The sequence below is a fragment of the Muriventricola aceti genome, assembly GCF_025567565.1.
GTDB classification, from domain to species: domain Bacteria; phylum Bacillota; class Clostridia; order Oscillospirales; family Oscillospiraceae; genus Lawsonibacter; species Lawsonibacter aceti.
The window spans coordinates 18,958-44,531 of sequence record NZ_JAOQKF010000004.1 but is presented as its reverse complement, the minus strand read 5'-3'; the positions used below and the strand labels follow the sequence as shown (position 1 = coordinate 44,531).

At 57.5% G+C, this 25,574-nt stretch carries 26 protein-coding genes; 24 read left to right on the top strand and 2 right to left on the bottom strand.

What is annotated here, in order from left to right; all coding sequences use genetic code 11:
• Positions 1–528: 528 nt before the first annotated feature.
• From rpsH to OCV64_RS05410, 19 genes are all read left to right on the top strand, one after another.
• Entirely contained in the window at positions 529–927 is a 399-nt protein-coding gene (rpsH, locus tag OCV64_RS05500) for a 30S ribosomal protein S8 (RefSeq protein ID WP_147572413.1), read from the top strand.
• Between the two features lie 14 nt (positions 928–941).
• On the top strand, positions 942–1,487 hold the full coding sequence (gene rplF, locus OCV64_RS05495; RefSeq protein WP_147572412.1) for a 50S ribosomal protein L6: 546 nt from the start codon (positions 942–944) through the stop codon (positions 1,485–1,487).
• A 17-nt stretch (positions 1,488–1,504) separates the two neighbouring features.
• Entirely contained in the window at positions 1,505–1,864 is a 360-nt protein-coding gene (gene rplR, locus OCV64_RS05490; RefSeq protein WP_147572411.1) for a 50S ribosomal protein L18, read from the top strand.
• An 18-nt stretch (positions 1,865–1,882) separates the two neighbouring features.
• Positions 1,883–2,383 carry a 30S ribosomal protein S5 gene (gene rpsE / locus OCV64_RS05485; RefSeq protein ID WP_147572410.1) on the top strand — a complete coding sequence of 167 codons (501 nt, stop codon included), beginning with the start codon at positions 1,883–1,885 and terminating at the stop codon, positions 2,381–2,383.
• A gap of 14 nt (positions 2,384–2,397) precedes the next feature.
• Entirely contained in the window at positions 2,398–2,580 is a 183-nt protein-coding gene (gene rpmD / locus OCV64_RS05480) for a 50S ribosomal protein L30 (protein WP_050623215.1), read from the top strand.
• Between the two features lie 15 nt (positions 2,581–2,595).
• Positions 2,596–3,036 (top strand): 50S ribosomal protein L15, encoded by a 441-nt coding sequence (gene rplO / locus OCV64_RS05475; protein ID WP_147572409.1) that lies wholly within the window; start codon positions 2,596–2,598, stop codon positions 3,034–3,036.
• A gap of 1 nt (position 3,037) precedes the next feature.
• A complete protein-coding gene (secY, locus tag OCV64_RS05470; RefSeq protein WP_147572408.1) occupies positions 3,038–4,420 on the top strand; it encodes a preprotein translocase subunit SecY in 1,383 nt (460 codons plus the stop codon).
• A 22-nt stretch (positions 4,421–4,442) separates the two neighbouring features.
• The gene (locus OCV64_RS05465; RefSeq protein WP_186852959.1) at positions 4,443–5,075 is read left to right on the top strand and encodes an adenylate kinase; all 633 of its coding nucleotides are present in this window, start codon (positions 4,443–4,445) and stop codon (positions 5,073–5,075) included.
• Between the two features lie 11 nt (positions 5,076–5,086).
• The gene (gene map, locus OCV64_RS05460) at positions 5,087–5,851 is read left to right on the top strand and encodes a type I methionyl aminopeptidase (RefSeq protein WP_147572407.1); all 765 of its coding nucleotides are present in this window, start codon (positions 5,087–5,089) and stop codon (positions 5,849–5,851) included.
• Positions 5,844–6,143 carry a KOW domain-containing RNA-binding protein gene (locus OCV64_RS05455; protein WP_147572406.1) on the top strand — a complete coding sequence of 100 codons (300 nt, stop codon included), beginning with the start codon at positions 5,844–5,846 and terminating at the stop codon, positions 6,141–6,143. Before map ends, OCV64_RS05455 begins: the two co-directional genes overlap by 8 nt.
• A complete protein-coding gene (gene infA, locus OCV64_RS05450) occupies positions 6,130–6,348 on the top strand; it encodes a translation initiation factor IF-1 (protein ID WP_020989775.1) in 219 nt (72 codons plus the stop codon). Before OCV64_RS05455 ends, infA begins: the two co-directional genes overlap by 14 nt.
• 247 nt (positions 6,349–6,595) lie before the next feature.
• On the top strand, positions 6,596–6,709 hold the full coding sequence (gene rpmJ, locus OCV64_RS05445) for a 50S ribosomal protein L36 (RefSeq protein ID WP_008982609.1): 114 nt from the start codon (positions 6,596–6,598) through the stop codon (positions 6,707–6,709).
• A gap of 18 nt (positions 6,710–6,727) precedes the next feature.
• A complete protein-coding gene (gene rpsM, locus OCV64_RS05440; RefSeq protein ID WP_147572405.1) occupies positions 6,728–7,096 on the top strand; it encodes a 30S ribosomal protein S13 in 369 nt (122 codons plus the stop codon).
• 14 nt (positions 7,097–7,110) lie between these two features.
• A complete protein-coding gene (gene rpsK / locus OCV64_RS05435) occupies positions 7,111–7,512 on the top strand; it encodes a 30S ribosomal protein S11 (RefSeq protein WP_147572404.1) in 402 nt (133 codons plus the stop codon).
• 22 nt (positions 7,513–7,534) lie between these two features.
• Positions 7,535–8,137 (top strand): 30S ribosomal protein S4, encoded by a 603-nt coding sequence (rpsD, locus tag OCV64_RS05430; protein WP_147572403.1) that lies wholly within the window; start codon positions 7,535–7,537, stop codon positions 8,135–8,137.
• Between the two features lie 134 nt (positions 8,138–8,271).
• Positions 8,272–9,222 (top strand): DNA-directed RNA polymerase subunit alpha, encoded by a 951-nt coding sequence (locus OCV64_RS05425; protein ID WP_147572402.1) that lies wholly within the window; start codon positions 8,272–8,274, stop codon positions 9,220–9,222.
• Positions 9,223–9,411: 189 nt separating this feature from the next.
• Positions 9,412–9,756, top strand: a complete 345-nt coding sequence (gene rplQ, locus OCV64_RS05420) for a 50S ribosomal protein L17 (protein WP_147572401.1) — start codon at positions 9,412–9,414, stop codon at positions 9,754–9,756.
• A 162-nt stretch (positions 9,757–9,918) separates the two neighbouring features.
• Positions 9,919–10,740, top strand: coding sequence for an amidohydrolase family protein (locus tag OCV64_RS05415; RefSeq protein ID WP_262669515.1), 822 nt, complete (start codon positions 9,919–9,921; stop codon positions 10,738–10,740).
• A 287-nt stretch (positions 10,741–11,027) separates the two neighbouring features.
• Positions 11,028–11,534, top strand: a complete 507-nt coding sequence (locus OCV64_RS05410; RefSeq protein WP_262669514.1) for a hypothetical protein — start codon at positions 11,028–11,030, stop codon at positions 11,532–11,534.
• Between the two features lie 81 nt (positions 11,535–11,615).
• Here the strand turns inward: OCV64_RS05410 and OCV64_RS05405 are convergent, their stop codons facing one another.
• Positions 11,616–14,567, bottom strand: coding sequence for an S-layer homology domain-containing protein (locus tag OCV64_RS05405; RefSeq protein WP_262669513.1), 2,952 nt, complete (start codon positions 14,565–14,567; stop codon positions 11,616–11,618).
• A gap of 427 nt (positions 14,568–14,994) precedes the next feature.
• On the opposite strand from OCV64_RS05405, the gene OCV64_RS05400 reads away from it, so the two are divergent.
• The 5 genes from OCV64_RS05400 (at position 14,995) to OCV64_RS05380 (ending at position 22,245) form a co-directional block, all read left to right on the top strand.
• Positions 14,995–15,621 carry a TetR/AcrR family transcriptional regulator gene (locus tag OCV64_RS05400; RefSeq protein WP_147572335.1) on the top strand — a complete coding sequence of 209 codons (627 nt, stop codon included), beginning with the start codon at positions 14,995–14,997 and terminating at the stop codon, positions 15,619–15,621.
• The gene (locus tag OCV64_RS05395; RefSeq protein WP_262669512.1) at positions 15,618–16,994 is read left to right on the top strand and encodes a TolC family protein; all 1,377 of its coding nucleotides are present in this window, start codon (positions 15,618–15,620) and stop codon (positions 16,992–16,994) included. Before OCV64_RS05400 ends, OCV64_RS05395 begins: the two co-directional genes overlap by 4 nt.
• An 11-nt stretch (positions 16,995–17,005) precedes the next feature.
• Complete coding sequence (locus OCV64_RS05390; protein WP_147572333.1) at positions 17,006–18,175, top strand: efflux RND transporter periplasmic adaptor subunit; 1,170 nt, start codon at positions 17,006–17,008, stop codon at positions 18,173–18,175.
• 6 nt (positions 18,176–18,181) lie between these two features.
• Positions 18,182–21,304: an efflux RND transporter permease subunit gene (locus OCV64_RS05385; RefSeq protein WP_186852893.1), complete on the top strand. Its 3,123-nt coding sequence runs from the start codon at positions 18,182–18,184 to the stop codon at positions 21,302–21,304.
• Between the two features lie 269 nt (positions 21,305–21,573).
• Positions 21,574–22,245: a hypothetical protein gene (locus OCV64_RS05380; protein ID WP_262669511.1), complete on the top strand. Its 672-nt coding sequence runs from the start codon at positions 21,574–21,576 to the stop codon at positions 22,243–22,245.
• A gap of 69 nt (positions 22,246–22,314) precedes the next feature.
• Here the strand turns inward: OCV64_RS05380 and OCV64_RS05375 are convergent, their stop codons facing one another.
• Positions 22,315–25,449 carry an S-layer homology domain-containing protein gene (locus OCV64_RS05375; protein WP_262669510.1) on the bottom strand — a complete coding sequence of 1,045 codons (3,135 nt, stop codon included), beginning with the start codon at positions 25,447–25,449 and terminating at the stop codon, positions 22,315–22,317.
• Between the last annotated feature and the right edge of the window lie 125 nt (positions 25,450–25,574).

Here is a 25,574-nt window from a genome sequence, read left to right as displayed (position 1 = left end):
TTCCCCGTTCCGGCGTAAATCTCTCCACCTGCCCGTGTGTGCGAGGCAAAAAAACCTTGCTATATCAGGCTGTATGGAGTATAATAAATTGTTGTCGCCCCTTGGAAATGACACAATAAACTCCCAACGTAGTCGGGAGTGCGCACCCGGAACCGCCAGTCAGAAAAAGATTGGCGGCTGCGGGGATTTGTCCTGTCCCCTATCAAAGACCGGAGACCGGCGCCGAAAGCGCTCCGTCCGGAAGTGGGACAGGGTATCCAGGTCGATCCCACCTCAGGTGGTATTGATAACTGCGCCTGCCCCAACCAGGCGCAAAGACGGTCAACAGGTCGGGAACCACCTAATTCTCGATACCTTGCCGTCTGTACCGGGAAGTGCTGCGTCGCTTTGGAAAGCGCGGTGAGACCAAAGAGAGGGACACAAATCAGAAGGGTCTGCTCAGACGATTGTGTTCTGATATGGAGGAAAGCTGTGTGCTCCCAGGGTAACAATGCACGACAAGGTAAACTTATATAGGAGGTAAACTTCATGCACATCACCGATCCCATTGCGGATATGCTGACCCGCATCCGCAACGCGAACAACGCCAAGCATGACACCGTGGACGTCCCCGCGTCCAACATGAAGAAGGCCATCGCGCAGATCCTGCTGGATGAGGGCTATATCAAGAACTTCCAGCTGATCGACGACGGCACTCAGGGCGTGATCCGCGTCACTCTGAAGTACAATGCCGGCAAGGAAAAGGTCATCTCCGGTCTGCGCCGGGTGTCCAAGCCCGGTCTGCGCGTCTATGCCGGCGCCGATGAGCTGCCCCGTGTTCTGCACGGCCTGGGCATCGCCATCGTATCCACGTCCAAGGGCGTCATGACCGATAAGGCCGCTCGTGCGGCCCATGTCGGCGGCGAAGTCCTGGCATTTGTCTGGTAAGGAGGGTCATAGGAATGTCTAGAATTGGTAGAGCTCCTATCGCCATTCCCGCCGGAGTGGAGATCAAGGTAGAGGACAACAACGTTGTCACTGTCAAGGGTCCCAAGGGCACCCTGACCCAGCAGTTTAACCCCAACATGGCTATCGCCATGGAAGAGGGCGCACTGCACGTCACCCGTCCCAATGACGCCAAGGAAAACCGTGCCCTGCACGGCCTGACCCGCACCCTCATCCACAACATGGTGGTGGGCGTCACCGAGGGCTACAAGAAGGAGCTGGACGTCAATGGCGTCGGCTATCGTGTGGCCAAGGAGGGCAACAAGCTGGTCATGAACCTGGGCTACTCCCACCAGGTGGTCGTGGAGGAGATCCCCGGCATTGAGATCGAGGTCCCCGGCCCCAACAAGATCATTATCCACGGCTGCGACAAGCAGCAGGTGGGCCAGTTTGCCGCCGAAGTGAGAGAGAAGCGTCCCCCTGAGCCTTACAAGGGCAAGGGCATCAAGTATACAGACGAGGTCATCCGCCGCAAGGCTGGTAAGACCGGCGCCAAGAAGTAAGAAGGAGGTGTGCCACTATGATCAACAGACCCGATACTCGTTCTCAGCGTATCAAGCGCCACAAGCGCGTGCGTGCTAAAATCTCCGGCACGCCCGAGCGTCCCCGGCTGAACGTATTTCGCAGCGAAACCAATATCTACGCCCAGATTATTGACGATGTGAGCGGAAAGACCCTGGTTTCTGCGTCTTCCCTGGAGAAGGACTTTGCCTGCGAGGGCACCAAGACCGACGCCGCCAAGCAGGTGGGCGTCACTGTGGCTGAACGTGCCAAGGCCAAGGGCATCGAGAACGTGGTCTTTGACCGCGGCGGCTATGTCTATCACGGCCGCGTGAAGGCTCTGGCCGAGGGCGCCCGTGAGGGCGGCTTGCAGTTCTAAGGGAGGAGGAAACGATAAATGGCTAGATTTGAGAGAGAACCCAGCGAGTTCGTGGAGAAGCTCGTTTCCCTGAACCGCGTGTCCAAGACCGTCAAGGGCGGTCGTGTCATGAAGTTCGCCGCCCTGATGGTGGTGGGCGATGAGAAGGGCCGCGTAGGCTTCGGCACCGGTAAGGCCGCCGAGGTCCCTGAGGCCATCCGCAAGGGCATCGAGGATGCCAAGAAGCACATGGTCAACGTGTCCCTGTCCGGCACTACTATCCCCCACGAGGTGATTGGTGAGTTCGGCGCCGGCCGCGTGCTGATGAAGCCCGCTGCCCCCGGTACCGGCGTTATCGCCGGCGGCCCGGTCCGTGCCGTTATGGAGGCTGTCGGAATTAAGGATATCCGTACTAAGTGCCTGCGCTCCAACAACCCGCAGAATGTGGTCTCCGCGACCTTCGAGGGCCTCAAGTCCCTGAAGAGCCCCGAGGAAGTGGCCCGTATCCGCGGCAAGAGCGTGGAAGAGATCGTGGGTTAAGGAGGGCGTTCACCATGGCTAATCTGAACATCAAGCTGGTCAAGAGCCTGAACGGCCGCATCGCCAAGCATCAGGCGACCGCCGAGGCCCTGGGCCTCCGTAAGATCGGCGATACCACCGTGCAGCCCGACAACGCGGCTACCCGCGGCAAGATCGCCCACATCGGGTACCTGCTCCAGGTCACCGAGGAAAACTAAAAGGAGGCGCGACACATGAATCTGCATGAACTTTCCCCCGCCGCCGGCTCCAACACCAAGGCCTACCGCAAGGGCCGGGGCGCCGGCTCCGGCAATGGTAAGACCGGCGGCCGCGGCCAGAAGGGCCAGTGGGCCCGCTCCGGCGGCGGCGTCCGCGTGGGATTTGAGGGTGGCCAGATGCCTCTGAGCCGCCGTATCCCCAAGCGCGGTTTTAACAACATCTTTGCGAAACCCCTGGAGGCCATCAATGTCTCTGCCCTCGATAAGTTTGAGGACGGAGCTGTGGTCGATGCCAAGGCTCTGCTGGAGAAGGGTATCCTCTCCAAGTGCGAGTACGGCGTCAAGATCCTGGGCAACGGCCAGATTTCTAAGAAGCTGACCGTCCAGGCTTCCGCCTTCTCCGCCTCCGCTAAGGAAAAGATCGAAGCTGCGGGTGGTAAGGCGGAGGTGATCTGACATGATCCAGACGATCCGTAACGCATGGTCCGTCCCTGAGCTGCGGAAGAAGATCCTGTTCACCATCTTTGCCCTGCTTATCTTCCGTCTGGGTTCGGCTATCCCTGTTCCCTATATCAATTCCGAGCAGCTGGGATTCTATCTGGAGGCTCAGAGCGGTACGATTCTGGGCCTGATGAACGCCATGAGCGGCTCCGCCTTCTCTATGGCGACGGTCTTTGCCCTGTCCATCCAGCCCTATATCAACAGCTCCATTATCATCCAGCTGCTGACGGTGGCCATTCCCGCTTTGGAGCGGTTGGCTAAGGAGGGCGGCGAGGAGGGCCGGAAGAAGATCGCCTCTATCACCCGTTATACCACCGTGGCCATCGCCCTGTTGCAAGGTTTTGGTTATTACTCCCTGATCAACAGCTATGGTCTGGTCCAGGGCGGCAGCCTGAACGCTTTCTGGGTTGGAGCGGTCATCGTCCTCTCCTTTACCGCCGGCTCCGCCTTCCTGATGTGGCTGGGTGAGCAGATCACTGAGTTCGGCATTGGAAATGGTATCTCCATCATCCTGTTCGCCGGCATCGTGTCCCGCTTCCCCACCATGGTGACTGACAGCATAAAGGGTGTAACCATCTGGAACAGCGTCCAGGACGGCACTATGACCATGGATACGCTGACCGCGGCCGGCATGACCACTCAGCAGGCTGAGGCCCAGCTGAAACTGGCCCTGGCGCCTTGGATGATCCCGGTCATCGTTATCGGCCTGCTGGCTCTGGTGGTGTTCATCGTGTTCATCTCCAACGCCGAGCGCCGCCTGCCTGTCCAGTATGCCAAGCGGGTAGTTGGCCGGAAGATGTATGGCGGCCAGTCCACCCATATCCCCATGAAGGTGAATATGTCCGGCGTCATGCCTATCATCTTTGCCCAGTCCATCGCCTCCCTGCCCGCCACCATCGGCGCCTTTACCGGGGCTACCGTGGAGAGCACTGGCTTTGGCGGAGCCATGATGCGGCTGTTTGACACCAGCAAACCCTTCTACTCCGTGCTGTATTTCTTCCTGATCGTTGGCTTCAGCTACTTCTACGCCAGCATGACCTTCAACCCCATTGAGGTGTCCAATAACCTGAAGAAGAACGGAGGCTTCATCCCCGGCATCCGGCCCGGTAAGCCAACTGCCGACTTCATCACCCGGGTGTTGTCCAAGATCACTATGTTTGGCGCTCTGTATCTGTCTGTCATTGCCATCGCCCCCATTATCACTGGAAATATCGTGGGCTATAGTTCTCTGGCGATCGGCGGCACCTCAGTCATCATCGTGGTGGGCGTGGCCCTGGAGACCGTCAAGCAGCTGGAAGCCCAGATGCTGATGCGGCATTACAAGGGTTTCCTTGAATAAGCGGGAGGTTGGAGATATGGGAATGAAGCTGATCCTGCTGGGCGCTCCGGGCGCCGGCAAAGGAACTCAGGCTGAGATCCTCAGCGCCAAGCTGGGAATCCCGACCATCTCCACCGGCAATATTCTGCGTGCCGCCATCAAGGAAGGCACATCCATCGGCTTAGAGGCCAAGTCCTATATGGATGCGGGCAAGCTGGTCCCCGATTCCGTTATCATCGGCATCGTTGCCCAGCGGTTGGAGCAGCCTGACTGCTCCGGGGGCTTCATCCTGGACGGAGTGCCCCGCACCATTGGCCAGGCCCAGGCTTTGGCCCAGGCAGGCGTGACCTTTGACCATGTGGTGTCCATCGAGATCTCCGATGGGGAGATCGAAGAACGCATGACCGGCCGCCGGGTCTGCCAGAACTGCGGCGCGCCCTACCATGTGAAGGCCAAGCCCCCTAAAGTGGAAGGTGTGTGCGACACCTGTGGCGGACCCCTGGTACAGCGGGAGGACGACAAGCCGGAGACTGTGCGCCACCGGCTGGAGGTCTACCACGCTGAGACCGAGCCCCTGAAGGGCTACTATGAGGAGAAGGGTATCCTGACCCCCGTAGATAATCAGTCTACCATTGAGGATACCACCAAAGCGATCATGGAGGCCCTGAGTATCTGATGGGTTTGGAAATGATTTCACTAAAATCTCCCCGAGAGATCGAGGCCATGCGCCGGGCTGGGCGCCTTACCGCCCAGGCCCGGGCTCTGGCTGGCTCTATGATCAGACCCGGAGTCACGACCCATGAGATCGATACAGCGGTCCGCCGCTTTATCGAGAGCCATGGGGCCAAGCCCTCCTTCCTGGGATACGGCGGTTTTCCCGGCTCCGCTTGTATCTCGGTGAACGAGGAGGTTATCCACGGCATCCCTGGGCCCCGAAAGCTGAAGGAGGGCGACATCGTCAGCGTAGATGTGGGCGCCTTTATCGGCGGCTTCCATGGTGACTGCGCCGCCACCTACCCATGCGGGCAGGTGAGCGACGAGGCCAAGCGCCTGATTCAGGTCACCCAGCAGAGCTTCTGGGAGGGCATGAAATTTGCCCGCCAGGGTTGCCGGGTCTCTGACATCGGCCACGCGGTCCAGGTGTATGTAGAGGCCAACGGCTTTTCCGTCGTCCGGGATTTTGTGGGACATGGCGTGGGCGCCAGACTCCATGAGCCCCCGGAGGTACGCAACTTCGGACCTGCCGGCCACGGTCCCCGGCTTCAGCCTGGCATGACCCTGGCGGTAGAGCCTATGGTATGCGCCGGAGACTGGCGGGTGAAGGTGCTGTCAGACAAATGGACCACCGTCTCTCTGGATGGGTCCCTGACAGCCCACTATGAGAACAGTATCCTGATCACAGAAGAGGGCCCTGAGATCCTGACCGTCACAGAGGATGGAGCTTATGTATGATTATACGGGCTGGATCGTAGAGGCCGCCGCTGGCCGGGACAAGGGCGGAGTGTTCTGTGTGGTGGGAGTGGACCAGGAGCGGTCCATGTTGCTGCTGGCCGATGGAAAGCGCCGTAAGGTCGCCAATCCCAAGGTCAAAAAGCTGGGCCATGTGCTCCCTCTCACTGATATGGAGCATCCATTTGACCACCCGACCATCCAAGGGCTGAAACGCGGGACACCGCTGTCCGACAGAGCATTGAGAAGGGCGCTGGCCGCCTTCAAGGAGGGAAACACGCTTGGCGAAAGATGATATGATCGAGCTGGAGGGAGTCGTTACCGAATCCCTGCCCAATACCACCTTCCATGTGGATATTGGAAACGGACACATCATCCTGGCACATATTTCGGGCAAGCTGCGCATGAATTTCATCCGTATCCTGCCCGGCGATAAGGTGACGGTCCAGATGTCGCCTTACGACCTCACCCGAGGCCGTATTACCTGGAGATCTAAGTAACTATCAACGACCGAATCGTCCGGCTTTCTCCGGAAGCCTTGCCTTCCGGGGTCCGCCCAGACTCCCGTCCCCCCGCGGGGACAAGCGGCCGCAAGGCCGCTCCCAAATGCGAGCCCAGCGAAGCGGGTCGCATTTGGAGAGGAGAAACAGCGGAGTGACTGAGCCCTCACACACGTGTGGGGGCGAAGGATACGGAGCTTGTTTCGACGAGGAGGGGCCATCAAGGCATTCATAGGAGGTTTTAACAATGAAAGTCAGACCGTCCGTGAAGCCCATGTGCGAGAAGTGCAAAGTCATTAAGCGCAAGGGCAAAGTCATGGTTATTTGCGAAAACCCCAAGCATAAGCAAAGACAAGGTTAATTGGAGGTGCTGTAAAAAATGGCTCGTATTGCCGGTATTGACCTGCCGAGAGAGAAAAGAATCGAGATCGGCCTCACTTATATCTACGGCATTGGGCGCACCAGCGCCAACAAGATCCTGGCCCAGGCCGGGATTAACCCCGATACCCGTGTGAAGGACCTCACCGAGGAGGATGAGGCCAAGCTGCGCGAGGTTATCGGTCATGAGTATACGGTCGAGGGCGACCTGCGCCGCAACGTGGCGATGGACATTAAGCGGCTGACTGAAATCGGCTGCTACCGGGGCATCCGCCACCGCAAGGGGCTGCCTGTCCGCGGCCAGCGTTCCAAGACCAACGCCCGTACCCGTAAGGGTCCCAAGCGTACCGTAGCCAATAAGAAGAAGTAAGGGAGGGATATACAATGGCTGCTAATACCAAGGGTAAGAAAGTGGTGCGTAAGCGCCGCGAACGCAAGATCGTGGAGAAGGGCCAGGTGCATATCCGCTCCTCCTTCAACAATACCATGGTCACCGTCACTGACGCGCAGGGCAACGCCCTGTCCTGGGCCTCCTCCGGCGGTCTGGGTTTCCGTGGATCCCGTAAGTCCACCCCCTTCGCCGCTCAGACTGCCGCCGAAACGGCTGCAAAGGCTGCGATGGAATACGGCCTGAAATCCGTCGAGGTCTTCGTGAAGGGTCCCGGCGCCGGCCGTGAGGCCGCTATCCGCGCGCTGCAGGCCGTGGGCCTGGAGGTCACCATGATCAAGGATGTGACCCCGGTTCCCCATAACGGCTGCCGCCCGCCCAAGCGCCGCCGCGTCTGATCAGAGAAGGAGGTTATGACACATGGCTAGAAATATGCAGCCCATCGCTAAACGGTGCAAGGCTCTGAACCTGTCCCCTGCCGCTATGGGCTATGCCAAAAAGACTACCAATCGCAATCCCGGCGGGAATATGCGGAAGAAGAAGTCCGAGTATGCCCTGCAGCTGACCGAGAAGCAGAAGGTCAAGTTTGTCTACGGCATTATGGAAAAACAGTTCCATATGTACTATGAGAAGGCCTCTCGTATGCAGGGTAAGACCGGTGAGAACCTGCTGACCCTCATTGAGCGCCGTCTGGACAACGTGGTGTACCGTCTTGGCTTTGCTAAGACCCGCCGCGAGGCCCGCCAGCTGACTACCCATGGCCACTTCACTGTCAACGGCCAGCGGGTGGACATCCCCTCCTACCTGGTGAAGGTGGGCGACGTGATCGAGGTTCGGGAGAAGAGCCGCTCCTCTGTCAAGTTTAAGGGCCTGCTGGGTGAGGATGCCCCTATGGTCACTCTGCCCAAGTGGCTGACCCGTGACAAGAATACCCTCCAGGGTACTGTCGCTGCCATGCCCGCCCGGGACGACATCGACTTCCCCGTGGAAGAACACCTCATCGTCGAGCTGTATTCTAAGTAATCTATTTTTGCGGGTCTCTCCAGGCGAGCTGGAGAGACCTGGCAAAAGACCAGACTTAGACAACCCTCAGATATTGGTGAGCTGAATCAGGCGGTGGCAAGTACACCGCCGAGAAAAGGAGGGTATCCTAGCATATGGTAGAAATCGAAAAGCCCCGCATCGAATGTGTGGAGAATCCCGGCGACGCCTCCTACGGCAAGTACGTTGTGGAACCCCTTGAGCGGGGTTATGGCACCACCTTGGGCAACTCCCTGCGTCGGATCCTGCTGTCCTCTCTGCCTGGTACCGCGGTGACCTCCATCAAGATCGCCGGTGTCCAGCACGAGTTTACCACTATCCCCGGCATCAAGGAGGACGTGACCGAGATCGTCCTGAACGTGAAGGGGATCATCGCCAAGCTGTACTGCGAGGGAGTGAAAACCGTCCACATCGAGGCCGCCGGGGAGTGCAAGGTCACTGCCGGTGACATCAAAGCGGACGCTGATGTGGAGATCCTGAATCCTGATCTCCATATCGCAACCCTGGGACCTGACGCCACCCTGTCGATGGAACTGACCCTGGCCCACGGCCGTGGCTATGTTTCCGCCGACAAGAACAAGCCGGCCCAGTCCATTATCGGGACCATCCCCGTAGACTCCATCTATACCCCCGTCCGTAAGGTCAATTACACCGTGGAGAACACCCGTGTGGGCGACGCCACGGACTATGACAAGCTGACGCTGGAGGTGTGGACCAACGGCACCATCGATGCTCGGGACGCTGTTTCCCTGGGGGCGCGCATCCTGTGCGACCACTTCACGCTGTTCACCGACCTGTCCGAGACCATGGGTAACAAGTCTACGGTGGTGGAGAAGGCGGAGACCCAGCGGGATAAGGTGATGGAGATGACCATCGATGACATGGATCTGTCTGTCCGCTCCTATAACTGCTTGAAGCGGGCCAACATCAATACGGTGGAGGACCTGATCTCCAAGACAGAGGAAGAGATGATGAAGGTTCGGAACCTGGGCCGTAAGTCCCTGGAAGAGGTTATCAACAAGCTGGCGATGATGGGCCTGTCCTTGGCCAGCGAGGAAAATAACTAAGAAGCGCCGAATCATCAGACAAAAGAAGGGGTATCGTACTTCGCGATACTTCAAAGGACAGCCCGGAAGTAAGTAACGTTCCTGTCCGGGTGCGGGGTTCCTGTCCCCTCAGCGGGGTGTCCCGGCCCTAGTGGCCGAATGAACGAATTTATGGAGATCTCGCCACGCGAGGTCGGAGGAGTGTTTCTCATGTCTCAGAAGAACCGCAAGCTGGGCCGCACCAGCGATCAGCGCCGCGCTATGCTGCGCGCCATGGTCACCTACCTGCTGGAGAACGGCCAGATCAAGACCACTGTCACCCGTGCCAAGGAAGTGGCTCCCGTGGCCGAGAAGATGATCACCCTGGCCAAGGACAACACCCTGGCCTCCTACCGCCAGGCCCTGTCCTACATCACGAAGGAGGATGTGGCCAACAAACTGTTTAAGGAGATCGGCCCCAAGTATGCCGAGCGCAACGGCGGTTACACCCGTGTCGTCCGCATCGGTCCCCGCCGCGGCGACGCCGCCGAGATGGCGATCATCCAGCTGGTGTGATAGACATTTGCAAGCCCTCTGGCAATATGCCAGGGGGCTTTTGCGTCGACGGCGGCGGAAAACCAGGCGGGCGCCTCCGGCGGGGAAAAGCAGCCAGCCCCCTTTTTTTGGCCCGCGCTATCTGCTATAATAGAAAAAAACGTGCCAAAGGAGCGCCTTCCTATGAAGATCATTGATGCCCATCTCCATCTCTTTCCACCCGATGAGCGAACTAACGCCATGGCCCAGGGAGTGGGGCATATCAACTCGGTGGACCACCTGCGGGAGGTCTATGGGGAACTGGAGATGGTACACGGAGTGGTCATGGGCAACCGGAGCTTGGACCCGGCCTACCATGCCTATCCGGCCGATCTGTTCCACTACTGTATCGGGCTGGACAGCTCCCTGCTGGAGGGTGGAAAGCGGCTCATTCCGGATCTGGCTGACCGTGTGGAGGAGAACTTGAAGCGGGATAACTGCTGCGGGGTGAAGCTCTATCCGGGCTATAATAAGGTCTGGCTCACCGACCCTGTCTATGAGCCTGTCTACGCCCTGGCGGCCCGCTATGACAAGCCTGTGGCCGTCCATATGGGGCTGACCTCGTTTTCCCGGGCCCATCTGAAATACTGCCACCCCCTCGCCCTGGATGAAGCCGCCGCCGACCATCCAAAGACCCGGTTTGTCATGTGCCACTTTGGGAACCCTTTTTTAGAGGCGGCCGCAGCGGTGGTGGAGAAGAACCGGAACGTATCCGCGGACCTGTCCGGTCTGTTGGAGGGGCGGGTGAATCTGACGCACTATTTTCAGGAGCAGGCAGGCTATGTATCCCTTCTCCGGACCTGGCTCACCGCTATCCTCCAGTGGGATGATATTATGTATGGTACGGATTGGCCTATCGTCAATTTGGAGGAGTATATTCGCTTCATTCAGGGGATTGTACCAGAGGAGCATTGGGAAAAGGTGTTTTTCCACAACGCAAACCGGATCTATGGACTTGGTCTGTGACCAGGTATAAGAGAGGGCGGAACCCCCTGGAAGGGGGTCCGCCCTCTTTTGAAGATAATAATCCTGTAATTTCCAAAAAATGTATGAAACCGTCCCACTCCGGGGCGGTTTTTTGTGTTAGATAGAAGGGGTCACGCTGCGGCTCCGGCCCGACTGACCGGCAGAGGGGCGCATGCAGGGCATCACAACTAGGCGTGCCGTATTTTACAGGCCCCTTCAGACAATCCTGTCAGGCGCACCCCGCAAAAGCCAAACCCTTAACCTTACTCATTAAAGGAGGAACCATCATGTCAACCAACAAGACCCAACAATACCAGCTCAACCAATGGGAGGCGGAGGATAAGGTGCTCCGCACAGAGTTCAATGAGGACAATCAGAAAATAGACCAGGCGCTCCAGAAAAAGGCGGACCAGGAGGCGCTGACCGCCCTTCAAGGCCTAGTGGCTCAAAAGGCGGACAGCACCGACCTGGAGGAGATACGGAGCAATTTAGTACAGATCGCGGCGGGAGCCTATACGGGGGACGGAGCGGCCAGCCGGCTGATCTCCCTTCCATTCTCACCTAAGGCGGTCTATCTGTGTGACAAGCAGGGCAGGACCTACGCCAGCGGCGCCAATCTGGCTACTTACTATTACGGAGGGCTGGCGGTAACTGGGAATCCGGCAACCGCTGGAGAGACCGCTTTGGTCACCTTGGAGGCGGGGGGCTTCCGGGTGGTACACAAAAGTTCGAACGGCGATTACTATGCCTCGAATGAAAAAAATACTGTATTTCACTATTTGGCCTTGGGATAAGAGGAAAAGCACCCCCGGAAATACCGGGGGTGCTTTCAGTTTAGGTGTCCAATCGCTCTAGAGTTCTAAAGAATAGAATTCTTAGGCCTCAGGAACGGTCATGGAGCCGGTGAAGAACTCGATATCACCGATGGTCTTGTTGCTCAGAGTCAGGGTGACACGGATCTTATCGCCGGAGGACAGCAGGTCGCTGCTGAATTTGATGCCGTTGGAGTCAGCGACAACAGACTTCTCAGCGGTGAAGTCCTCTTCCACAGTCTCCAGCTCATCCCAGCCCTTGTTGTAGAGCTCGATCTTGGCGGACAGGGTGACGTCGCCCAGATTCTCGTAGTTCTCGTCGCCCTTCTGGACCTTGACATTCTTCAGAGTGAACTCGCCATTCTTATCAACGGTGAGCTCAATCTTCTTGCCAGAGAGAGAAACGACCTTGTAATCGCCGTTGTTGTTGTCATCCTCAATCACGGTGTCCTCGTCGGGCACGATGACCAGAACGACCTCGGCCATAGGAGTATCGTCGCCGTCATCCTCAACGGTGACCACGAACACGCCGGTACGGCCTTCCGCGTCGGTCTCGATGTCGCTGACACCGCCCACATAGACGGAGTCCACGTCGGTGTTGTCCTTCTTCAGCTCCACGACCACGAAGGTGGTGTCGTTGTTATAGCTGAAGTCAGACTGGCTGCCAGCGGTCAGGTTGCCATCGCCGTCATTCAGGGACAGGATGTCCTTCTTGGCGTAGGTGGCATAGGACTCAAAGGCCTTCAGAGCGCCGCTCTCGTAGTTGCCCTTCTTGTCGGCAGTGGCGTCCACAACCAGCTTTACCTCGGTGGCGTGATCGTCGTTGTCACGCTTGGTGACCTGGTACAGGCCCTTGGTGACAATGTCGTCCTTAGCGGAGCTGCTGGAAACAATGAAGCCGCCCTCGACCTTCTCGCCGTTGATGTAGGCGCTGTTGTACTGGTACAGCTTGTCGCCGTTGTCGTTGACGACCTCAGGATCAGTGCCGCTGATGAAGACGAAGTCGTCGTCCTCGGCGGAGGAGCCGCTGGAGCTGGACATGAACAGGATGGTGATCACGCCGTCATCCTTCACAGCGGCGCCCACGATGTCCTCCTGGCTGGAGACGTTCTTATAGCCAGTCCACACCTTGTCGTCGTCGGTGTTGATGAACACGGTGTCGCTGTCAGCGGTGCCGATACGGTCGCTGCCACGATACACGGAGGCGTTGTCGCGCTCCACCTTGCCCTTACCATTGGAGGCATCAAACAGGATCTGCTCGAAGTTAGCATAAGAGGCGGATTCCAGGTCGTACTCGCTGCCGCTCTGGTTCCACTTGTAGATGTGGCCTTCAGTGGGGACGCGCTTGTCACCGGTGCCCTTCCAGTAAGCATCCACACCGTCGATTTCGTCGATGTCGATCTTCTCCTCGGTGCCGTCAGCGAAGACGACCTTGGCGGACACGTCGCCATAGGCGGAGTCAACGCCAGTGACGAACAGGTAGTCGTCCACGGAGTCCTCAGCGCCCTCGATGGCCACGGCGTTGCCGTAGGTATCCAGGTACAGAACGACCTCGTTGTCAACGTCAGGGTTGGTGAAGTTGTCACCGTCGTCCAGGTTGACCAGGCCCTTAGCGGAATTGATCACGGTGGTGCAGTAAGCGCGGTTGTAGTTGTAGGTGGTGCCGTCCAGCTTCACATAGTCGTTGTCCTTGACGGAGCTGACGGTGCCCTCAACGATCTCGGCCTTGGCCATGGACTGAATCTCAGTTCCGCCGATGGTCAGGACCACGATGTCCTCCTTGGAGAACTTCTGATCGGTGTCAAACTCGTTCTCGGCCTTGGAGGGCTTATCGCTCTTGTAGGAAATGGTCACGGTGTAGTCGTCGCCATTGTCCTCCACCTTGGTGACCTCAGCCACGAAGGTGTCGATGATGGTCACAACGACATCTTCCTCAGTGGAGTCCACATACAGCTCGGTCAGCACGCCGTTGCCAGTCTCCTGCCAACGCTCGCTGCTGGTCTTGCCATAGTCCAGAACGTCCTTGCCGTTTACGCGGTCCATGTCCTCAACGATCTCGCCGTTGCGGTACACAGTCCACTTGTAGTTGTCATAGGCGGCGGAACCAGCGGCAGTGTACAGGTCCTTCTCGCTGACCTTGCCAGTCCAGGTCTGGTCGGCAGAGTCGGAGTAGGTGCCGATGGTAGAGCTCTTGTAGCTCCAGGTGGTGGCGGGGCGGCCGAAATCGTCGGTCTCGTCCTTGCACTCCAGGTCGCCGTCATACAGGTCCTCGCCCAGCTCCTTGGTGTAGCCGGAAACGTTGGACATGCTCAGGCCGGTGCGGTCGTCAATGGCCTTGTACATCTTGTCATTGCTGACCAGCTGATAGTACTTGACGCTGCCGCCGCTGACGGACACGCCGTTGCCATTGACATTGATGGTGTCGTTGTCAGCCTCAACCTGATAGGACTTCAGGGTGTTCAGAGCCAGCTGGGCAACATCGTTGCGGGTCATGGGGGCCACAGCGGTGGCGTTCACGTCCTTGTACAGGTCGATCTTGTTGGCCTCGCGGATGGTGGCCATCTGCCAGTCCTCGCCGAAATCGGACTGATACTGGAAGTAGCCCAGGGCCTTCATCATCATCAGAGCGGCCTGGGCGGCGGTGACGGAGTCGCTGCCGCCAAAGGTCTTGGCGTCGTAGCCGGAAATGATGCCGTGGGTGTAGCAGGCGGCCACATAGGGTTCAGCCCAGGAAGGCACGTCGGTAAAGGGAGCGGTGCCAGCGTAGTTGGACACCTTGTAGTCCAGCATGTTGGACATGATGACGGCCATCTCGTTGCGGGTGACGTTGGCGTCGGGGTTGAACTTGCCGTTCTCGTCGCCGGTCATGACACCGACTTTCTGGAGAACTTCGATGGCTTCCACGTTGTTTTCGGAAGACACATCGACGTAGCTCGCGCCGGAACCGACTACCATCAGGCCCATGACCATGACGGAAGCCAGAGCCAGGCTAAGAGCCCGCTTCAGGTTTCTCATTCGGGATTCCTCCTTAAATTTTTTCGGGGTGATTTCTTGAAAATCCCCCGCATTTTTGAGGTTTTGAGGACTTTTAGGGACACTTAGCCCTGTATAACGCCCCTTGCACAGCAAAAAAGGTGAGGAAAACCCGCTAAGAGCAAATAAAAAAGGGCGCTTTTCCAAAGAAAAAGTGCCCTTGGTAGACATCTGGTAGACACCCAGAAAATGGAAAAGCGGGAAAGCCCTGTTTCCCAGCGCTTTCCCGCTTTTTTTGGTAGACATTTGGTAGACATAGAAGAGAGAAACAATTTGGAATGTCTACCAAATAGGGCCTCAAAAAATTCACAAAATCGTAACAGGTCTTTGAGTTGACACAGGGGGAGATGGTGTGTATAATATGCGACAGGCTGTCATAAGCGACAGGTCGTCATAAGGGAGGACGCATATGCCAACCAGTACATTTTTTCGCCTGCCGGAAGAAAAACGGCTGCGGCTGATGGACGCCTGCTGGGAGGAATGTACCCGGGTCAGATTCACTGATGTATCTATCAACCGTATCATTGCGGCTGCCCACATTCCAAGGGGTAGCTTCTACCAATACTTTACCGATAAGGAGGACATGATCCGTTACTTACTAAAAGGTGTACGGGAATATTTTATCCAAAGCCTGCGGGATATTTTGCACACCCATGAAGGTGATTTATTATCCCTTCCTCTTGGGGCGTTTGACCGTTTAGTTCAACAAAGAGGAGTCGCTGACCCAGTGCTGGCACGTTTTATTCAGGTCCTGCGCCTCAATCCGGGGATAGAGACCCAGAGCTTTTTGACAGAACGACCAGGATTGATGCCAGAACCTTTATGGGATGAGACGGATATGACCGGGCTGCGGCAACAGAATAGAGAGTATGCGGAACATATCTTTTTCCTGGGCATGGCTATTTTAGGCGGTGCTGTCGTGGAAACTCTACAGGAATATAGTCAGCGGGAGATACAACGTGATATCCTGCAAGCAAGAATCGATTTGCTGCGCTATGGCTGCGCAGCCCGGACACATGAGGAGGAAACCACATGAAACATAGGACCATCGCGCTGCTGCTGGCGGCGGCGCTGGGGCTGTCCCTGATTGGCGGGGCGGCTCTGGCTGTGGAGGACGACGCCGTGTCCTCCGGGAGCACCGCTACCCAGACTGACGGGGCCCCAACCTCTGGAGAACCGGATGTTTCCCCGGAAAATACGGAAGGCGCCGAGGAGATGGAGAGCGCCGTCTATGGAGCGGACGCTGGGGAAGCGGAGGAGGAACAGGAGGAACAGCCGCCCGCGGAGGAATACATACCTGATCCGGTGGGCTCTATCAGTTTTACCAACTTGGAGCACCGCCTGCGGGAGAACAATCTGAATCTGTTAGCCTTGGAGGAGAGTATCCAGGCCATCGAGGCCATAGATTATGAAAAAATGACCGACGATATCCGCAAGCAAATCAACCAGATTGCCCAGGCCCAGTGGGGAATGATTGTCACAGGAGGTGCTGTGGGCTCTATCGCCGCCTCCTCTATGGATGCCGCCTACGATTCCCTGCGGGATACCTTTGACGATTTGAAAGATGGAAAGATCCAGGAGGACAACGCCGCTGTCATCCGCCAGCTGGAAAACGCCCAGGAGCAGATTATAATGGCAGCTGAATCCCTATATGTGGCTTTGGTGGATTTGGAGTTGAATGACAGCGCCCTGGACCGCCAGCTGACTGCCCTGGACCGCACTATCCAGGAAATGGAGCTGCGCTATGAGCTGGGCCATATTTCTTCCCAGACACTGCGTCAGACACAGGCCAGCCGCACGGCCCTGGTCAGCGGTCAGCAAACACTGGAGATGAATATCTCCAACTACAAGGCACAGCTTGAGATGCTGATCGGAGCGGAGCAGACCGGGAACATCCAGCTTCAGGGGCTGCCCCAGGTCACCAGCCAACAGCTGGAGGAAATGGACCTGGAGGCGGATTTGGCTGCCGCCAAGGAGGTCAGCTACGATCTGTTTGCCGCCCAGCGCACCTTGGAAGACGCCCAAGAGGACTTTAAGGACGCTGGAAAGGATTACAATTACAACGAGAAAAAGTATCAGTATGTTTCCGCCCAGCACACCTGGAAATCTGCCCAATATACTTATCAGGCGACATTACAGAGCTTTGAAAACAGCTTCCGCTCCCTGTACCTCCAAGTGAAGGACTATAAGCAGGTACTGGACGCCGCCAGGACCGCCTTGGCGGTGGAGCAGGACAATTACTCCGTGGCCCAACTGAAGCATAGCCAGGGCAGCTTGTCCGACAACGGGCTGTTGGAGGCAGAGGACAAGGTGAAGAGCGCCCAGGAAACGGTGGAGGGCGCTGAGGTCGACCTGTTTACCGCTTATCACAATTACCGCTGGGCCGTGGACTACGGCATTTTGAATTGAAGGAGAGCACCATGAAGCACACTCGTACGATTTCCACTGTCCTGGCGGCCGCCATGATCTTGTCCCTTGCCGCCTGCCAGTCTGGGGAGGAGGACAGCTCCCAGACAGATGTCCCCGCCGGCGTGGCGGTTCAGGTGGAGGAGGTATCCCGCCAGACCATCTCCACAGAGAACAAGGTGTCTGGCAAGGTGGTCGCTGACGGACAAGAGTCCATTTTTGTGGCTGTCAATGCCCAGTGTACCGCTGTCTATGTGGAGGCGGGTGATACCGTATCTGCCGGGGAGAAAATCTGCACACTGGATATGGCCAGCACCCTCTCCTCTTACAACGCCGCCAATATTAGTTACAGTTCCGCTGTTCAAAGCTACCAGGATCAGAAGGCAGTCTTTGACAGCCAGATCGCCTTATATGAGAAAAACCTCAGCGACCTGAAGGCGCTGAAGGAGATTGGGGCGGCTTCTCAGCTGGAGATCGATCAGGCTGAACTCCAGCTGGAGAGCGCCGTTGCAACCCGCAACTCCACGCTCTCCCAGTTAGAGGCTGGGATGCAGAGCTATAAATCTAATGTGGAGCAGCTGGCCACTGTTTTAGAGAATGTAGACAGTGGTGGAAATGTGATTTCCCCCGTTGCCGGGACTGTGGTTACTTTAAATGCCACAGAGGGTGGCTATGTATCTGCCTCTATGCCGGTAGCCGTGGTGGAGGGAGTGGACACCATGAAGGTCCAGGTGTCTGTGTCGGAGGCTCTGGTACCCAAGCTTGGCCAGGGAGATGAAGCCGACGTGACCATCAGTTCCCTGGGCGTATCCACGGTGGGGACCATCCGGGGCATCGAAAAGGCGGCCAATGCGCAGACCAAGCTATATACCGTCACTGTAGCCTTGGACGAGGACATCGAGGGCCTGCTGTCTGGTATGTTCGCCGATGTGACCTTCCACACGGACACCTCCGCGGACGCTGTGGTAGTTCCCACTGAGGCCATCCTGACCAGCGGTTCGACCCAATATGCCTTTGTAGTGGAGGATGGCGTGGCCAAGTACACCGAGGTGACGATTGGGCTGACCGGAAACGGTGTAACCGAGGTGACCTCTGGCCTGAGCGAAGGGCAGCAGCTCGTAACTGTGGGCCAGTCCTATCTGGCTGACGGCACTGCGGTGCGGATCGTATCCGGGGAGGATTGAGCCCTGATGAATACTGCAAAAGCCTGTATCCGCCATAAAGTAGCGACATTGTTGGCGGTCATCATGGTGGTCATCTTCGGTGTCCTTTTCAGCGCCCGCCTGCAAATGGCTCTGATGCCTAATATGGAAATGCCCATGGCTGTGGTGATGACTACCTATGTGGGCGCCAACCCCAGCGACATTGAGGATCTGGTGACCGCTCCATTGGAATCCGCTATTATGTCGGTTTCCGGTGTGGATGAGATCCAATCCACTTCGTCAGAGAGCGTCAGCACCATTCAAATTACTTACGAGGAAGGAACCGACCTAGACATTGCGGCTACCAAGCTGCGGGAGAAATTTGACATGGTTTCCCTGCCGGAGGACGCCGCAGACCCCATGATCATCAACATCAACGCCAGTGAACTGATGCCCACAGCTATGATTGCCCTGATGGGCGAGGACCTGTCCCAGCTCCAGACTCTGGCGGAGGATGAGATTGCTCCCGCCCTGGAGCGCATCGACGGAGTGGCACAGGTATCCGTCGGCGGCGGAAACGCGCAACAGATCGCCGTGGAGATTGACCCGGCCAAGGCGGCGGGCTTTGGCCTGTCTAACAGCTATATCAGTCAGTTCTTGGCAGGACAGAACCTGCTGTACCCCGGCGGCGATCTACAGAGCGGCTCGAAGAAGCTGACGGTGTCCACCGACGCCAAATACACCTCACTGGAGGATGTTGCCAACACCCTGATTACGCTGCCGGCCGGCGGGACAGTCCGTCTGTCCGAGGTGGCCGATGTCAGGATGGAGGCGGAGGACCTGGACGCGGTCGCTAAAGTAGGGGGAACCTCCTGCGTTATTCTTCAGGTATCCAAGCAGGCGGGAGGAAATGAAATGGCCGTGGCGCGGGCTGTGGAAACACGGCTCCAGGAGCTGGCGGCGGAGAACCCAAATATTCGTTACTCTGTCCCCTATATCGCCAGTGATTACATTGACCAGTCGGTGAACTCTGCCTTCAGCAACATCTGGCAGGGCGTCCTGCTGGCCGCTGTCGTGGTGCTGCTGTTCCTGCGCCGGGGAGGCTCTACCCTAACTATTTGTATCTCCATGCCCGTGTGCATCCTGTCTGTGTTCGTTCTGATGAGCGTGCTGGACCTGACCTTAAACATGATGAGTCTGGGCGGCATCGCCATGGGCGTAGGTATGATTGTGGACAACTCCATCGTCGTACTGGAAAACATCAACCGTTTTTCTGACGAAGGACACGATCGGTTGAGTGCCTGTGTCGATGGAACCCAGGAGGTCACCTCCTCTGTGGTAGCCTCCACCCTCACCACTCTGGCCGTGTTCGTCCCCTTGGGGCTGGTGGAAGGTATGGCGGGGGATATGTTCCGCGACTTCTGTCTGACCATTGCGTCGCTGATCGCGGCTTCTTTGATTATCTCTCTCACACTGGTGCCCCTTCTGTGCTACTTTACCCTGGATGAGGAGAAGGTCCGCCGCCGCAGGGAGAAGCAGGCCGCCCGGGCCCTGAAGAGGAGCGGTGGGGCTACCTTCTCCACCCGCCTGTTCCAGCGGATCTATCACGGCTATATGGGCCTTCTGGGCTATTTTGTCCGCCATCTGAAGATGGGGATGCTGGCCTCCCTTGGTCTGGTGGCAATATTTGTTCTCACCCTGGCCAACACCAAGATGGTCATGATCCCGGAAATGGATCAGAACAGCGTTTCCATCAGTATTGGAATGCCTATCGGCTCCTCTGTGGAGGAGGCCACCGCTATCTCCGATCGTGTCGCCGCCATTGTGGAGCGGGAGGTCCCGGAGATGGAAGATATGTATTACATCGCCCAGGGAGGCGGCTCCTCCATGATGTCCTCCGGAAACTCTGTGACCATGGGTGTCAACCTTGTGGGAAAGAGTGAGCGGGAGCGCAGCGCCTTTGATATTGAGGACGATCTGCGTCTGGCCCTGCAGGATATCGCGGGCTGCGAGATCACGGTCAGCGCCTCCAGCTCCATGACTATGATGAGCGGCAACGATATCAACGTAGAGGTCTCTGGCGATGACTATGATACGCTGGAGATGATCGCGAACGATCTGAAGGACCAAATTGCCGCCCTGCCTGACGCCGTGGATGTGGAGAGTTCTCTGTCCGAGGCTGTGGATCAGGTCAAGGTATCCATTCGGAGGGAGGCGGCCGCCCAATATGGCCTGACCGCCGCGTCTATTGGCTCCGCGGTCCGGTCGGAGCTAACCGGCGTCACCGCCACAACAGTTACCATTGACAACAAGGAGTATGATGTAGTGGTCAAGGGCGACGGGGCCGCCTCCGCCAGTCTGGATGCCCTGAAGTCCATGCCGGTTCCTTCCAGCTACGGGGGGACCATCCCCCTGTCCTCGGTAGCGGAGGTGACTGTGGAGCAGGCGCCCCAGAGCATCACACGCAGCAACCAGACCAGACAGGTCACCATCACCGGTGATACCATCAGCGGCGATACGACAGCGATGACCGCCGCCATCAATGAGATCCTGGACGGGTATGCCATGCCCCAGGGCTATGAGGCCCAGACCGCCGGCTCCTATGAGGATATGATGGAAAGCTTTGCTGACTTGGGCTTTGCTCTGGTGGTTGCGTTGCTGCTGGTCTACTTTGTGCTGGCGGTCCAGTTCGAGTCCTTTGCCATGCCGGTCATGGTCATGCTGATCCTCCCGGTGGCCTTTACTGGCGCTCTGTTCGCCCTGCCCCTCACTGGGCGGGACCTGTCCATCCTGGCGCTGGTGTCTATTATTATGCTGGCCGGTACGGTGGTCAACTCCTCTATCATCCTCGTGGAGTACATCAAGATCCGCCGCTCCAAGGGAGAAAGCCGGGAGGAGGCCATCCTCCACGCCTGCCCTCTGCGCGTCCGGCCCATTCTGATGACCACCCTGACTACGGTGATTGCCATGATCCCCATGGCCCTTGGTATTGGGGAGACCAACGAGATGATGACCGATATGGGCGTCACGATGATCTCAGGCATGGTCATATCTACGGTGATAACCCTGGTATTTACTCCAGTGTATTACTCAGTCATCGACGACTTGAGCCATACCTTCCGCCGGAAAAAGAAGGAGGCCGAGCCCCCTGTCCCCGCTGAAGTGGGCTGAACCGGCCTAATAAAAAGCTCCCCTGTCTTGGACAGGGGAGCTTTTTTGAAAAGGAATAAAGTTCGCTTATAATTTCCAAAAAATGTATGAAACCGTCCTACTCCGGGGCGGTTTTTTGTGTTAGACAGAGGGGGACCTATGTGTAGGGCGTGACAACTAGGTGCGCCGTGTTTACAGGCCCCCTTTAGACAATCCTGTCAAAGTGTGTAAAAAAGGCGTACCCCGCAAAAGCCACACTCTTAACCTTACTCATTAAAGGAAGAACCATTATGTCAACGAATAAGACGCAGCATTACCAGCTCAACCAATGGGAGGCGGAGGATGCGGTGCTCCGCACAGAGTTCAATGAGGACAATCAGAAGATAGACGGGGCGCTGTCGGCGCTCTCGGCGGGTCTGGAGGGAGCGGCAACTGTGGAGCAGTTGACCGCCCTGAGCGGAGCGCTCCAGTCAGTCCAGGCCGCCAACCGCTTGGAATTGCTGCTGGACAGGACGCTGACACAGAACACGGAGAAGGTGGCTCTGGATGTGAGCCAGCTCGACATGGGGTCCTATCTCAAGCTGTTTCTGGTGGTCCGGGCCGCTGTGGCCGCCACAAACGGTTATTCCATATGGATGCGCTTCAACGGGATCAGCGACAAGGTCTACTCCTCCCTAAACACCGTGTCCTCTAACACCACCCGGTATGCCGAGTATTCCCTGGGGATCAGCAGCGGCTGGACGACACGCTTTCTGGACCTCTGGGAGTCAAACGGGGCGCTGTGCTATGGGATGGAGGGCCTGTCGATCAGCATGGACCTGTACGAGCGGAGCGGCGGGCACTGTTCCGCGCTGGGACTGGGACAGCTGAAAGCCATCAACCTGTACTCCTCCAGCACCAGCTCCGGACCGGGCAGCGCCATCAAGTCCGGGTCCTCTTTCCGGCTCTTTGGGATAAAATAAAGGGGAAAGAACACCCCCGGACCGAAGTCCGGGGGTATCCTTAGTTAGATCTGTGCCTATTAGACAGATTTACTTCGCCATAGTCACAGTGACAGTTTCAGCATCTCCGGAAATAGAAACGCTGGACACAGTGATAGTCAGAGTCTTGTCGCTGTTGCTCAGAGCGGTAGAAACAGATCCACTGAGAGTGGTGGTAGTGCCGCTAAAATCGTCGGTGAAAGCAGAGCCGTCCTTCTTTTCCAGAACGATGGTTACGGTTCCACTGCTCGCAACATACTCGGTGAATTCCACAACTTTGGAGGACTTACCAAAGTTGTTGTTGGTCAGCTCTACCTTGCCGATAGCATACACCGGACTGGGAGCAGCGGTGGAATTATAGGTATAATTCCGAGTAATCTTCCCCTTAGTGGCGCTGAACACATAACTGCCAGGAGTGCTGCTCTCGGTGATCTCATTGACGGTGTAGCCGGCCTTTACGATCTCAGCCTCAACAGCGGCCAGAATGGTCTCCAGCTCGGGCGCAGCATCGCCGTTGTAGGTGACGGTCACATCAGTGGGATCGCTGATGTCCACAAACACGCCGGTGTAATCGGGAGTTTCGGGGGTGGTGGTCCCGCCGATGTTAGCCTGCTTGATCACATAGACCAGAGTGGCGTAAGGAGTGGCGTCGGTCTTGTCGTCGGCATCGATGACATAGACGGCGGTCACGTCGTCCTCGGTCTCGATGTCGGCGTCGGTGCCCAGATAGACCTTGTCAGCGTCGACCACGGTGCCCTTCTTGTTCTTGGGCTCGATCACCACGAAGACAGTCTCGTCGTCATAGCGGAAGGTGTCGTTGGTCTGACCATCAGCCAAGTCGCTGGAGGCGTTGTGCAGGCCCAGAGTGTAGCCGTCGGCCAGGGTGGCGTAGTTGCTGGTGAAGATGCTGGTCTCGTCCCAGGTGGCGACCAGGTCAACAGCGGTGACCTCGTTGTCGGCGTTCTGCTTGGTGATCTTGTACAGGGAGTTCTTGGGCAGCACGCCGCTGGCGTCAGCCTCGGACAGCATACCCTTAGTGGTGACCTTCACGGCCTCGCCGTCGATGAAGGCGTCATAGGTGTAGTACTTGGTGGAGCCGTCCTTGGTGATGACGGGCTTGCCGTCCTTCACAAAGAAGTAGTCGGCGTCCACACCGCTGACGGAGCAGTTGGTGACAAAGATGATCTCAGCCTTGCCGTTCTTGTCAAAGACCACAGCGGCGTTGGCGTGCTCATAGTCCACAACCTCGGTGTAGCCGTTGTAGATCACGTTGTCCTTCACGTCCACGAACACAGTGTCGGTGGTCAGACGGACGTCGGCGGGAGCGGTGCTGCCGACGGCGGCCTTACCGACCATCTTGGCGATGTCCCGCTCGATGGTGTAATACACCTTGGAGTTTGCGGGGGTGGTGTCGTTGTACTCGTTATTGGAGGTGCCCAGGGTCAGGATAGCTTTATACTGGCCGTCGCCGGTGCCGCTCTTCAGAGCGGTCAGAGTATAGACACCGTCGTCCTCGGTGTAGGAGTAGATGTTGTTAGTAGCAACAGCGCCGTCAGCACCGTAAGTGCCGATCACAGCGTCCTCGGCCTTGGCGGAGGCACCGTTGCCCTCGACCTCGTCGACAGCAATGGTCTTCTCAGTGCCGTCAGCCAGCACGACCTTGGCGTCTACGCCAGTCACGCTGGGCAGAGCCTTGGTGACGAACAGATAGTCGTCGATGGTTTCCACGCCCTTGAAGGCGATCATGTAGCCATAGGTATCCAGATAGAACTCATAGCCATCGTTCAGAGAGGGATCGGTGGCGGTGTTGTCGTCCAGATTCTTGGCGATCATCTTGGAGTAGTCGTACTGAGTGCCGTCCAGGCTGGCGTTCTTGCCGATCTTGACGGAGGTCACGTCGCCGCTGACGATCTCGGCCTTAGCAACAGACTGGATCTCGCTCTGAGCGGCGGTGTAGACCACGATGTCCTCCTTCTCAAAGCCGACAACGTCGGTCTCGAAGGTGCGGTCACCGGCGGCGGGGTTGCTGCCGCCATTGGGAGCGTAGGGCTTCAGGGTCAGGGTGTACTCGCCGTCGTCCTCGACCACCTTAGTGATCTCGGCCACGTAGGAGTTGACCAGAACCACGTCCACGGACTCGGTCTTGTTGTCCACAAAGACCTGGGTCAGAACGCCCTTGCCGGTCTGATACCAGTCGCCGGAGGCATTCTTGTCGGGCTTGGCAGCGGTCTGATAGTTGCCGTCCACGGAAACGGACCAGCTGTAGTTGTCCAGAGCGGTCTTGCCAATGTCGTTGGCCAGAGTCTTGTTAGACACAGCGGCAGTGTAGGTGTACTTGGCGGCGTCGGCGTACTTGCCGATCTCGCGGCTCTGGTAGCTCCACACGGAAGCAGGACGATTGAACTCGTCGGTGCTGTCGCGCTTCTCCAGATTGCCGTCGTACAGCTCCTCGCCCAGCTGGACGGTGTACTTGCCGTTGTCGTTGTTGCCCTCGAAGATGGTGGTGTACTGGTTGCCGGACTTCTCCAGCTCGAAGTACTCAACCGCGCCGACCAGAACGGTGGTGCCGTCGGGGGTGATGACCTTGTTGGGCTCGCCGGAGGCATCGACCACAGTGGCTTCCAGGGTGTTCAGAGCCAGCTGAGCCACATCGTTACGGGTCATAGCCTCCAGAGCAGCGGCCTTAACATCGCTGTAAAGGTCGATCTGGTTGGCCTTACGGATGGTGGACAGCTCCCAGCTGTCGCCGAAGTCAGACTGATACTGGAAGTAGCCCAGGGCCTTCAGCATCATCAGAGCGGCCTGAGCGGCGGTGACGGAGTCGCTGCCGCCGAAGGTCTTGGTATCATAGCCGGAAATAATGCCGTGGGTCCAGCAGGCAGCCACATAGGGCTCGGCCCAGGCGGGCACATCGGTAAAGGGAGCGGTGCCGGCATAGTTGGACACCTTGTAGTCCAGCATATTGGACATGATGACGGCCATCTCGTTACGGGTGACCTTGGCGTCGGGGTTGAAGTTGCCGTTCTCGTCGCCGGTCATAACACCGACGGCCTGGAGAACTTCGATGGCTTCCTGATTCTGCTCGGAAGACACATCGACGTAGCTCGCGCCGGTGCCGACTACCATCAGGCCCATGACCATGACGGAAGCCAGAGCCAGGCTAAGAGCCCGTTTCAGGTTTCTCATTCGGGATTCCTCCTTAAATTTTTTCGGGGACTTTTCTGACAAAATCCCCATTTTTTCGAGGCTTTGAGGACTTTTTAGGGCATCAGCCCTGTATAACGCCCCTTGCAAAGCAAAAAAGGTGAGGA